Source organism: Acinetobacter celticus, from assembly GCF_001707755.1.
Lineage (GTDB): Bacteria > Pseudomonadota > Gammaproteobacteria > Pseudomonadales > Moraxellaceae > Acinetobacter > Acinetobacter celticus.
The window spans coordinates 499,341-511,760 of record NZ_MBDL01000001.1; the positions used below are offsets into that span (position 1 = coordinate 499,341).

Genomic DNA, 12,420 nt, shown 5'->3' on the forward strand with positions numbered 1-12,420 from the left:
GGTCAGTTTTATTGATCAACTTTCACTGCAAATTCTAGTGTTGCTGTTGCAGCTGGGGTAAGTGTCGACACGGTATAGCTCACTTTACCACCTGACTCACTTGCACCTGGATTTGGTTTAACAGAGCCTTGATAAATAGTGGTATAGCTTGGCACCGTATCCGAAATTACGACATCACTTGCATTAACATTACCATCATTGATTGCATCAATTTTGTAGTAGACACATTCACCCGGTTTTGCGGTTAGGTTTGTGGTGACATAAGTCGTAGGCGCTGTACCACAAGCTGATACCGCTTGTGACTTCGTTAAACGAACTTGGCCTAAGTTAATCACGGTACGATCGGTGATCAGTACATCAGCGGGCTTATTATTACTACCTGTTGGTTTAAAAGTCACAATCGTAGTATCAGATTCGCCGGCTGTAGCTGTTGCAGGTGCTTCAACTTTCACCAAAATATTAACAGCTTCATTTTGTGATAAACCTGCACCGTTAGTTTTTGCTAACAATGCTGCCAATGATGCATTACGTTCAAGAGCGGTTGTACCTGTGACCAACTCACCTGCATCAGTAATGTCATTATTGTTAATATCCACATAAATTGAGGTATTTACACCCGCCAGTGTAGAAGACCAATCTATTTCTAGTGGGTAAGTGGTTTTATCACCTTCGAGAATGTTACCTGTATTGGTTAAAACGTGGCTATAGACAATAGTACCGCCAGGTGCAACCTGACCTTGACGGTCTGGAGTAAAGGTCAATTGACGTTGTTCTTCAACCTTCACATTAAAAGTAATATCATCTTTAGTACCTGTTGCAGGTGACTTAATTTCAACTTTAATGTCATGAGCCGTGTCCGCAGGTGTTCCAGCTGGCGGTGTCACCACCAAGCAGAAGCTTTTTGATTCTGTTGCTTTAATATTGCCAGAATTGGTGACTTTAGTCGTTGTGCAGTTCCCACTACTGTCTTTTTCAAATACCTCTACCGTCCAACCATCTGGAACATTTGGTAGTGTAATCACATAGTTGTCTGGAATATTGCCAGTATTATTGATGGTAATATCAAAAATAGCAGGTGTTGCTGGCGGTGTCGTTTTATCTACAACTGAGGTAGGAACACCTACACCCTCACCTTTTACAGGATCAGTTGTATCCTCTGGGGTTTTACTAGTTAAATCCACACTATTTGCAGTTAAAGCAGAAATAACCAGTTTTAAGGTATCTACTTCAGCATTTTTAACTGAAGTACTGACTAATTTAACACCCACACCTGATGCAGCAATAACTTCGCCTGTTGGTAACGTCATACGGACCACAAATTGCGCATTTTTACCTGCTTCAATCGGGCCAGTATCGACAATACCGTCACCATTGGTATCAGTTACTGGCGTACGACCATCAGCTTTTAAAATTTCAACAATAGAACCTGCGGGTAACACACCATATGCATCAAATGCTGTTTTATCAATGGTTAAATTATAAGTGTCGGTCGCATTACCGCGGTTATGCACCACAACTGGTTCTGATGCTGCATCACCAAATAAGACAGGTACACCTTGCTGACCTGCAACAGTAATTAAATCGTCACCGTTGGTCGAGGTTTCGCCGTCTTTAAATCCATCATTCAATGCATCGTTGACTGAACCACTATACGTACCTTCAACAGTTACAATAGATGGATTCGATGGCACTGTGGTTGGGTTTGACGGATCTTCTGGTATTGGTGGTGTATTTGGATTTGGTGGTAGATCACCAATTTTAATTGGTTCACGTGGACCAGTTGGATCAGTTGGATCTACTAACTTACCATCTGGATCAACATAGGCAGTATTTTTGATATCGCTTGCTGGTGTGTTAGCCTTCACTTTTACTTTAAACTTCAAAGTACCTGTCGTATTGGCTTTGACTTCACGAATATTAAACAAGAATGCTTTTTTAGTATCGTTATATTCAAAGTTATCACCATCAGTACTGAGATCAGTTAGGCCGTTACTAGACCCACTGTAACGTGCTGAGTCTTTTACGAACTCGACACTAGCAGGCAATACGTCAAAAATGGCAACATTGGTTGCTGTAGCATTCCCCGTGTTTTTAAAGGTTAAAGTATATTCAATTTCTTTACCTGCTTGCGTTACACTGACACTGGCAGCTTTGGTAATTTGCATCACTGCGCCTGTGGTAATCGTCACAGTGTCATCATTTTCTTTGCTTACAGTACTATATAGCGCAGTTTGTGTTGCAGTTGCTGTAATTTTAATCTGATCTAACTGGTCTTTTGTCGCTGTACTTGGTGTCGTCGCCACGATCACCAACCCAACCGACTCGCCTGATGCAAGCTCAATCAAATCTGTAGACTGTAATGCAACATTACTATCCGCAATACCATCTTTATTGCGGTCAAGATACACCGCAACTTTAGTCATATCAAAGCTAAAAGTACCAGCATAAGCACTATCAAGCTCAATCTTGAACTTATCTGTTCCGTTACCTGTATTCGTTAAAATATGTGATAACGACACTTGTCCATTTGGCGTGGTCTGTGCACTGCGGTTCGCTTCAAGCGTAAAGCTACCAATTTGTGCAACCAAGGTTTTCACCTCGTTTGAAGTAACAACACGTTCAGTACCTGTATTATCGGTATAAGTTGCTGTTGCAACGTTACTAATATTAGTCCCCGCCAACGGTACAGCCGCCATAGTTTGGCTACTAAACAGTGACACCCCACCAATTACTGCTAAAGATGCAGCAAGTTTACTTAATTGAAAACTGTGTTTCATAAAATAACTCAACAATAAAATTGTTTAAAACAACGATAAAAATTATTCAGATGTATTGACACGAACTTGAGCTGAAACCGAAATTTTTTGTTTTGGTTTTAACTCACTTACATTCCATTGCAATGCACGATATTCACGCAATGGAATATTAACTTTTTTGCCATTTTCTAGACGAGTCAGTGGTGCCTTAGCAAAATTTTTCCCATCTAAAGAAGCATATGTATCTTTAGGAAAACTTTGCCCAGTGTAATTAACAGATACTGGTAAAGGTAAATTCAACTTTAAATTTTTTAAATTTTTAGCAGAAGTATTTAAATAATCAACGCGGTACTCCAGCACACTATTTGGTTTAACTTGATCAGTCGCTTTTAATTCTTTTTTAGTATTTTTACTGGTATCTAACTGAAATACTTTCATTTCAGCTTTTAATGGCTGGTCATCGGCATATACTAAATGTGTTGTAGTTAATGCAGACATTGAAAGAAAAACTACACAAAGGGAATTTTTTAATTGAGTAAGCATACGAAATTAACTAAAATGATTATATTCCATACAATTTGACCACATAAAAAAAAATAAACAAACACAAAATTACATTTTTTAATATTTACAATAAAGCAATACTCAACTAAATTTTATTTAACTACAGTTCAGATAAATACAATTGAGAATTTTGGTATTATCACAAAACAAAATTTAATTTAAAATCAATTGATTAATTAAAATTCAACACAAATAACAATAATGGCATCACACAAAACCAAATAAAAGTAACTAAAAACACAAATATCTACTATTTCATAAGAATGAACATTAAAATTAGATTGGTTTATATATATTCTCATCAATGAATATGCATATTAAGCGACAATTATTAAGATAAACTCCATAAACATATAAAAATTTATGGAACTATGCACTTCCCGATATCACTCGGATCCCGGATAAAGTTTTTTTCTTTTAAATTATGAAATAAGGATAAGTTTCTGGCTCATTTGAATCCAGTTTTAATGCGATCAGATCATAAATTTTTCACAATCAAAATAGCGAATCGGTCTCAAGATAAATGATCTCACTTCCTTAAGCAGGATTCGGGTTAGTTAAAAAATATAAAAAAGCAGACATAAGGTCTGCTTTTTTTAAAATCTTAGAATATTACTAAAGCGTATGTTGATCTTTCACATCTTCCAATACATCGTCTAATTCTTCTGGGTTCTTCATCAAATGCAAAATGGACAAAGCCAATCCACCCCATAAGAACACCATTGAAATAATCATCATCACAATTGCAGAAGTATTCATATTAGCGTTCCTCTCGGTCTTTTATTTGCGATAAAATGACAGCAATAACCGCACAGAAAATCACACAGCCCCATCCAAAAACCCATTGCAAGCTCGCGCTGTAATCACCATAGCCTTTAATCAACAAGTGGTAAACCGTCATTGCTAAGGTAATCAATAAAATGGAAGAGGTAATCACTGTCAGGGTGAAGTCCCAACCTTTACCTAATTTTACTGTTGAAATTGCATTAACGTGATCTTTAATTTCTTGCAAAGCCGAACGCTTGAACCAAGCTATGCACATAATTGACAGCAATGCGCCCCCAATAATGCCAATATTATTAATAAAGTGGTCAACAATATCGACTAATTTAATTGAGTTAACACTTGAGAATAGGAAAATAGAAACAACAGCACTACCACCGCCAACAATGGTCACGGCTTTTTTACGACCCCATTTCAACTTATCCATCATGGCTGCAATTGGAACTTCCAAAATACTGACCATAGACGAAATACCGGCAACAAATAGCGAAGTAAAAAATAGAATACCGAATAAATCTGCACCAGAACCTAAACTTGAAATAATTTTAGGGAAAGCAATAAAGGCTAAACCAATTCCTCCACTCACAACATCTTGAACATTAGAATTAGCTGTATACGCCATAAAGCCCAAGGCCGCAAAAATACCAATCCCCGCCAAAATTTCAGTTGACGCATTGGCAAAAGCAACAATAAGACCAGAGCCCGTTAAGTTGGTTTTTGGCTTTAAATACGATGCATAAGTCACCATAATCCCGAAACCAACAGATAACGAAAAGAATGTGTGACCATAAGCGGCCAACCAGACTTTATAATCCATCATGGCAGTCCAGTTTGGGGTAAAAAAGGCATTTAAACCATCGGCTGCACCTGGCAAGCGCAAAGCTTGAATCACTAAAATAGTAAAGAGTACGAATAGCAAAGGCATGAAGATTTTATTCGACAGCTCCACCCCTTTTTTTACACCACCATATAAAATTACTAAGGTTAAAACCCAAATACCCACCAGTGGCCAGAAAATATGCCCAACAAAGCGCATATCAAAACTGGTTGCGTCGGTGGTTTGTAAATAGGTTTTAAAGAAGAAACTTTCTGGGTCACTGCCCCACATTTGGCCAATCGAAAAATACACATAACTTCCAGCCCATGTCAGTACGCTGGCATAATACAAGCCAATAATAATACAAACACAAACTTGCCACCAACCTAAGGTTTCGCCACCTCGGAAAAGTTTCCGATAGGCTTTCGGTGGCGAGCCCGAACTTCTATGACCTACGGCATAGTCTAAAAATAATAAAGGTAAACCCGCAGTAATTAATGCAATTAAATAAGGGATTAAAAATGCGCCTCCCCCATTTTCATACGCGACATAAGGAAAACGCCAAATATTGCCTAATCCTACGGCTGAGCCAATCGCAGCAATAATAAAGCCCGATCGTGATGTCCAGTTTTCACGAGTATCTGTCATAAAACACCTAAAACTTTAGGCCTCTTTTCATGTTGCTTGTTGTAGGGTTTATTACGCAAACAAGAAAGTGCCATTCAAAAAATAATTATTGTGTTCGAAGTTAGAGTTCACCTTTTGGGTGCAGTGTTCTAATTTGCACACAGGCAAAGTACATAAAATCTTGCTTAAAGTTTTTTATATAACTTTACCCTTTGTATGTGTCAACAATACTGACTTTTTAAAAATTTTTCTGTAATTTCTGGACTAAAGATTCTAATTTTATAATCTGTTTTCATTTGATTGTTCATATAACCAACAATATCTAATTTTTTAAATCATCTTTTCAAATATTCCAATATCAAAGGTACTCATTCTAATATTTGTTCTCTTTTTTTCTATTTTCTATGCAATTTAAAGACATTCAATTATGATGCGCGCAGTTAAAAACTCATTCTTGCAAAAGCCAAATTTTTAAAAGAAAAAATCACAGGACATACCATGAAAGTATCAAAATTATTCGCGATGATGATCGCCCTCGGCGCACTACATACGGCCCATGCTGATATTCTGGCGGCAAAAGGTAGCGTAGAGTTTTGGAATTATAGTGCCGATCTCAGTCATCCTCGTGATACCAACATTCATTCACCACTTCATGATGATCATGCCTTCTCCTTTTCCGTTGCTCTTGAACATCCTGTTCCACTCTTACCTAATCTCAAAATTAAACATACCAATCTTCAAGCCGAAAGCGATGAACGTCTTTCTGGCGTTCAACGGAACCAAATTGATTTAAATCAGTCCGACTTTATTTTGTATTATGAAATTTTAGACAATATCATCGACCTTGATGCAGGCTTTGGACTAAAACATCTGGAAGGCGATATTCGTTATCACTTTACCAACACTCAAGATATTGGCACAGATCTTCCTATGCTTTACGCACAAGCAGGCCTAAATTTACCATTCACTGGGCTAAGTGCCAATACAGAAATCAGTATGGCGGGCTTGAATGATGCGAAAATTACTGATGTGCAAGCAGAATTAAAATACAATTTTATTGATTCTATTTTAGTCGATTTTGGGGCAACTTTGGGCTATCGTGTTTTAGATATTCAATTAGAGCAAGACCACCCACAAGAAGTGAAAATGAAGTTTAAAGGGCCTTATCTTGGTCTAGAAGCACATTTTTAATCGAGTGAATTGAAACTATACAGCTTATCTAAAGTTACTTATATTTAAGTTATACAGAGACAGGATGTCTCATAAAAGTAAAACAAAAATAATAAATGAAAGTAAGGTAGGATGCTTAGGCCAAACAGGAGTTTCGCCATTCACTGATATGAAAAAAGCCTCGACAGGATGTCTGGGCTTTTTTGCTTAAAGTTTAATACACAGCACTTTTTTATAAAAAAGCCCATACAAGATGAGCTTTTTAGAGATAAAAAATATACTAACTCAATACACGCTGAGCTTTTAAAGTCTTTTCCGTTGAAGCAAGCACTTGAGTCGTCTCTTTTTCGGTTTCACTTTTACCAATAAAGAATACTGCAATTGCTGCAATCACAACAGGAAGGCCTACGGCCATAAAATTAATTTGATGTGGCAATTCTTTTGCTAATAAAAAGCCAATTAAAATAGGCCCCACAATTGCCCCGGTACGACCTATTGCCGATGCCCAGCCAATCCCTGTCGAGCGTACAGATAACGGATAATACTGTGCAACGTAGCTGTAAAGTAGGATCTGAGACCCAATTGCAGAAGCTCCGGCAACAGCAACCAAGAAATAAATAACAGGCTGTGGCGAATTAAAGCCCAACAATGACAATGCCACTGCACCCGCCAAGCATAACGTAATAATAACGGGCTTTAAATGGAATCGATCTGCCAAAATACCCCCACCGACAGTCCCAATAACGGCACCAATATTCATTGCCAACAAGAACATCAAGCTACTGCCTAACGAGTATCCTGCAGCCATCATTAATTTTGGCAACCAGCTTCCTAATGCATACAGGGTTAATAAACACATAAAAAAGCACAGCCAAAACAATGCTGTACCTGGCCCGCGACCTTGTTGATAAAGCGCTTTTACTGTTGTACCACCTGGTACAACAACTTCAGATAACTCAAGCTGAGTATTTGAACCACAAGATTGATCTGGAGCAATCGTCTGAAGCATTTTCCGCGCTTCATCATCACGCTTTACTTTCACTAAAAATGTTAAAGATTCTGGTAAATATTTCCATACTAGAGGCAATAATAACAATGGAAAACCAGCAATAAAAAACATAATCTGCCAGCCAAAATTTGGCGTAAACCAAGAACCAAATAATGCTGCCATAATTCCCCCCATGGCATAGCCACTAAACATGGTGGTGACCAAGGTACTGCGTAATTTTTTGGGTGCATATTCAGAAGTTAAAGCCACTAAATTAGGTAATACGCCACCAATCCCTAAACCTGCTAGAAAACGCAAAATACCAAATTCGGTCGGATTTGATGCAAAACCGCCAGCAAAAGTAAAACCACTAAATAGAAACACACAGATCATAATGACTTTTTTACGACCAATTTTATCAGCCAAAGTACCAAACAGCATCGCACCAAACATCATGCCAGCCAGTGCAGTACTCGCCAACATACCTGCTTGAACGGTCGTAAGCCCCCATTCCTTCATCAATAAAGGTAAAGCAACCCCGTTAATAGCTAAATCATAGCCATCAAATAAAATTAAAATTAAACACCAAAGCATAATACTCAGATGAGACTTGGTAAATTTTGCGTTATCTACGACATCATTCACATTCATTGTGTTTGTCGACATGAAACCTCACCTCCAATTGTGAGCGTAATTTAGGCTTACAATGCTGGTTTGGATAGATATTGTCCAAAATTTCAAAAGTATAGCTTGATACCTTTTGAGTATTTACATCATATTTCGTCACTAAAGATGAAAAAAAATCATAGAAATTAGAAATATTTACTTAACCTTTAAGTAATGAACCTAGAGGTTAGTTTTATTTATGAATAATATCAATGAGTTAAAAATCAAGTATTAGCAATCAGACAATAGATGATTTGATCTAAAGATTGTTAGATTTAACCGCTCATTTTTCTATTTTTCGTTAAAATATAATTATTGAATTTCAAAAATAACTGACCAATTACAATAGTACAGACTAAATTGAGTCTCTTTTATATGGCTTTTCTTAATAAACTGAATCCTTTAATCTTAAACAATTAAAAGATTATCTTGATCTCAGGTTTTAATTGGGTGGTTTGAATACTGGGTGTGGATCATTGATCTTCAACACTCCGTAAACCTCAACATTTCTGCTGAATATGTCGTGCTATTTTGTCCTTTCCTTATGTTTATTTCCTTCATTTTATTTATTTTTATTTTTTTCTGCATAAAAAAAGCCCCCTCAGTCTTTTGACCGAGGGGGTTTTTAGAATTAATGAGCTGGCGATGACTTACTCTCACATGGGTAACCCCACACTACCATCAGCGCAAAGAGGTTTCACTTCTGAGTTCGGGAAGGGATCAGGTGGTTCACTCTTGCTATTGTCGCCAGCACAACTGTTTATGACTACTCGCTATGGTCTTAATTACGTTGCTTACGCTTCGTTGTGCCTAGCTTTGGTCAAAAGAGTTATTAACAGAATGTTATTTGAGTTGAATTGTATGTTCTAGCGTATTCTGAATCAAGTCTTTGACTGATCTTTCGATCAGATATGAATCAAATGATGCTATTACAACTGCTTGGGTGTTGTATAGTCAAGCCTCACGAGCAATTAGTATTGGTCAGCTTCATGCATCACTGCACTTCCACATCCAACCTATCAACGTCGTAGTCTTCAACGGCTCTTTAGGTGACATAAAGTCACAGGGAAATCTTATCTTGAGGTAGGCTTCCCGCTTAGATGCTTTCAGCGGTTATCCCTTCCGAACATAGCTACCCGGCGATGCGACTGGCGTCACAACCGGTACACCAGAGGTTCGTCCACTCTGGTCCTCTCGTACTAGGAGCAGATCCTCTCAAATTTCCAGCGCCCACGGTAGATAGGGACCGAACTGTCTCACGACGTTCTAAACCCAGCTCGCGTACCTCTTTAAATGGCGAACAGCCATACCCTTGGGACCTGCTTCAGCCCCAGGATGAGATGAGCCGACATCGAGGTGCCAAACACCGCCGTCGATATGAACTCTTGGGCGGTATCAGCCTGTTATCCCCAGAGTACCTTTTATCCGTTGAGCGATGGCCCTTCCATACAGAACCACCGGATCACTAAGACCTACTTTCGTACCTGCTCGACTTGTGGGTCTCGCAGTTAAGCGCGCTTTTGCCTTTATACTCTACGCGTGATTTCCGACCACGCTGAGCGCACCTTCGTACTCCTCCGTTACTCTTTAGGAGGAGACCGCCCCAGTCAAACTACCCACCAGACATGGTCCTCGCTCCAGATTATGGAGCAGAGTTAGAACCTCAATATTACCAGGGTGGTATTTCAAGATTGGCTCCACCGAAACTAGCGTCTCGGTTTCAAAGCCTCCCACCTATCCTACACAAGTAAGATCAAAGTTCAATGTCAAGCTGCAGTAAAGGTTCACGGGGTCTTTCCGTCTAGCCGCGGGTACACCGCATCTTCACGGCGAATTCGATTTCACTGAGTCTCTGCTGGAGACAGCGCCCCCATCATTATGCCATTCGTGCAGGTCGGAACTTACCCGACAAGGAATTTCGCTACCTTAGGACCGTTATAGTTACGGCCGCCGTTTACTGGGGCTTCGATCAAGAGCTTCGCTTACGCTAACCCCATCAATTAACCTTCCAGCACCGGGCAGGCATCACACCCTATACGTCCACTTTCGTGTTTGCAGAGTGCTATGTTTTTAATAAACAGTTGCAGGGGCCTGGTTTCTGTGGCTGTCAACCGCTCAGGGAGTAAATCCCATCACCGTCGACAGCGTACCTTCTCCCGAAGTTACGGTACCATTTTGCCTAGTTCCTTCAGCAGAGTTCTCTCAAGCGCTTTGGTCTACTCGACCTGACCACCTGTGTCGGTTTCGGGTACGATTCCTGTGTAACTGAAGCTTAGAGACTTTTCCTGGAAGCATGGTATCAGCCACTTCGCTGTACAAGTACAGCTTGCTATCAGTTCTCAGCATAGAGTACCCCGGATTTGCCTAAGATACATGCCTACAACCTTTCACCTGGACAACCATCGCCAGGCTGACTTAACCTTCTCCGTCCTCTCATCGCATTACACAGAAGTATTGGAATATTAACCAATTTCCCATCGACTACGCCTTTCGGCCTCGCCTTAGGGGTCGACTCACCCAGCCCCGATTAACGTTGGACTGGAACCCTTGGTCTTTCAGCGAACGGGTTTTTCACCCGTTTTGTCGTTACTCACGTCAGCATTCGCACTTCTGATACCTCCAGCAGACTTCTCAATCCACCTTCATCGGCTTACAGAACGCTCCCCTACCACGTGCAATAAATTGCACATCCGCAGCTTCGGCATATAGTTTTAGCCCCGTTACATCTTCCGCGCAGGCCGACTCGACTAGTGAGCTATTACGCTTTCTTTAAAGGATGGCTGCTTCTAAGCCAACCTCCTAGCTGTCTATGCCTTCCCACATCGTTTCCCACTTAACTATAATTTTGGGGCCTTAGCTGGCGGTCTGGATTGTTTTCCTCTTGACTACGGACGTTAGCACCCGCAGTCTGTCTCCCGGATAGTACTCATTGGTATTCGGAGTTTGCATCGGTTTGGTAAGTCGGGATGACCCCCTAGCCGAAACAGTGCTCTACCCCCAATGGTATTCGTCCGAGGCGCTACCTAAATAGCTTTCGGGGAGAACCAGCTATCACCGAGTTTGATTAGCCTTTCACCCCTATCCACAAGTCATCCCCTGGCTTTTCAACGACAGTGGGTTCGGTCCTCCAGTTAGTGTTACCCAACCTTCAACCTGCTCATGGATAGATCACCCGGTTTCGGGTCTACACCCAGCAACTAAACGCCCTATTAAGACTCGATTTCTCTACGGCTCCCCTATTCGGTTAACCTTGCTACTGAATGTAAGTCGCTGACCCATTATACAAAAGGTACGCAGTCACCGGACGCAATGCCGGCTCCCACTGCTTGTATGCATGCGGTTTCAGGATCTATTTCACTCCCCTCACAGGGGTTCTTTTCGCCTTTCCCTCACGGTACTGGTTCACTATCGGTCAGTCAGGAGTATTTAGCCTTGGAGGATGGTCCCCCCATATTCAGACAAGGTTTCACGTGCCTCGCCCTACTCGTCATCACTGTTGAAGCCCTTTCGTGTACAGGACTATCACCTTCTACGGTTGCACTTCCCAGAGCATTCCGCTAAAGCTTCAACAGCTTAATGGGCTGTTCCCCGTTCGCTCGCCGCTACTAAGGGAATCTCAATTGATTTCTTTTCCTAAGGGTACTGAGATGTTTCACTTCCCCTCGTTCGCCTTGCATGACTATGTATTCATCATGCAATACCCGCCTTTTAGCGGGTGGGTTTCCCCATTCAGAAATCTCCGGATCACAGGATATTTGCCGCCTCCCCGGAGCTTATCGCAGGCTATTACGTCTTTCATCGCCTCTGACTGCCTAGGCATCCACCACATGCACTTAATTACTTGACTATACAACCCCAAACAGTCGTTAATCCATACAAGCAGGATTAAGACAAATCAATGTGATAAATCACATTAATCATGCAGTTTGTTGTCTGTGAACTTAATCACGATATAGCTTCAATCTAATTCATATACCAAAACGCTTGATTCAGTTAATCGCTAGTGCTCAGTTCTTCTTAACCACCCCAACATGTCACTTGCGTGTCAC

6 protein-coding genes and 2 rRNA genes are annotated in these 12,420 nt (G+C 40.5%); 1 reads left to right on the forward strand and 7 read right to left on the reverse strand.

From position 1 onward, the window contains the following. Positions 1-8 precede the first annotated feature (8 nt). The 4 genes from BBP83_RS02270 to BBP83_RS02285 form a co-directional block, all read right to left on the reverse strand. A complete protein-coding gene (locus BBP83_RS02270; RefSeq protein ID WP_068885782.1) occupies positions 9-2,777 on the reverse strand; it encodes a DUF7619 domain-containing protein in 2,769 nt (922 codons plus the stop codon). 42 nt (positions 2,778-2,819) lie between these two features. After that, entirely contained in the window at positions 2,820-3,299 is a 480-nt protein-coding gene (locus BBP83_RS02275) for a hypothetical protein (protein WP_068885783.1), read from the reverse strand. Between the two features lie 636 nt (positions 3,300-3,935). Then, positions 3,936-4,079: a methionine/alanine import family NSS transporter small subunit gene (locus BBP83_RS02280; RefSeq protein ID WP_004649714.1), complete on the reverse strand. Its 144-nt coding sequence runs from the start codon at positions 4,077-4,079 to the stop codon at positions 3,936-3,938. Between the two features lies 1 nt (position 4,080). Next, the gene (locus BBP83_RS02285) at positions 4,081-5,568 is read right to left on the reverse strand and encodes a sodium-dependent transporter (protein WP_068885784.1); all 1,488 of its coding nucleotides are present in this window, start codon (positions 5,566-5,568) and stop codon (positions 4,081-4,083) included. A 477-nt stretch (positions 5,569-6,045) separates the two neighbouring features. On the opposite strand from BBP83_RS02285, the gene BBP83_RS02290 reads away from it, so the two are divergent. After that, positions 6,046-6,738 carry a TIGR04219 family outer membrane beta-barrel protein gene (locus BBP83_RS02290; protein WP_068885785.1) on the forward strand — a complete coding sequence of 231 codons (693 nt, stop codon included), beginning with the start codon at positions 6,046-6,048 and terminating at the stop codon, positions 6,736-6,738. A 259-nt stretch (positions 6,739-6,997) separates the two neighbouring features. Here BBP83_RS02290 and BBP83_RS02295 read toward each other — a convergent pair whose 3' ends face one another. The 3 genes from BBP83_RS02295 to BBP83_RS02305 all read right to left on the reverse strand — a co-directional run bounded on the left by BBP83_RS02295 (position 6,998) and on the right by BBP83_RS02305 (position 12,218). After that, entirely contained in the window at positions 6,998-8,371 is a 1,374-nt protein-coding gene (locus BBP83_RS02295) for an MFS transporter (RefSeq protein ID WP_068885786.1), read from the reverse strand. Between the two features lie 637 nt (positions 8,372-9,008). Continuing rightward, positions 9,009-9,123: ribosomal RNA gene (gene rrf, locus BBP83_RS02300) — 5S ribosomal RNA — on the reverse strand. Positions 9,124-9,321: 198 nt separating this feature from the next. Then, positions 9,322-12,218, reverse strand: a 23S ribosomal RNA gene (locus tag BBP83_RS02305). Positions 12,219-12,420: the final 202 nt, after the last annotated feature.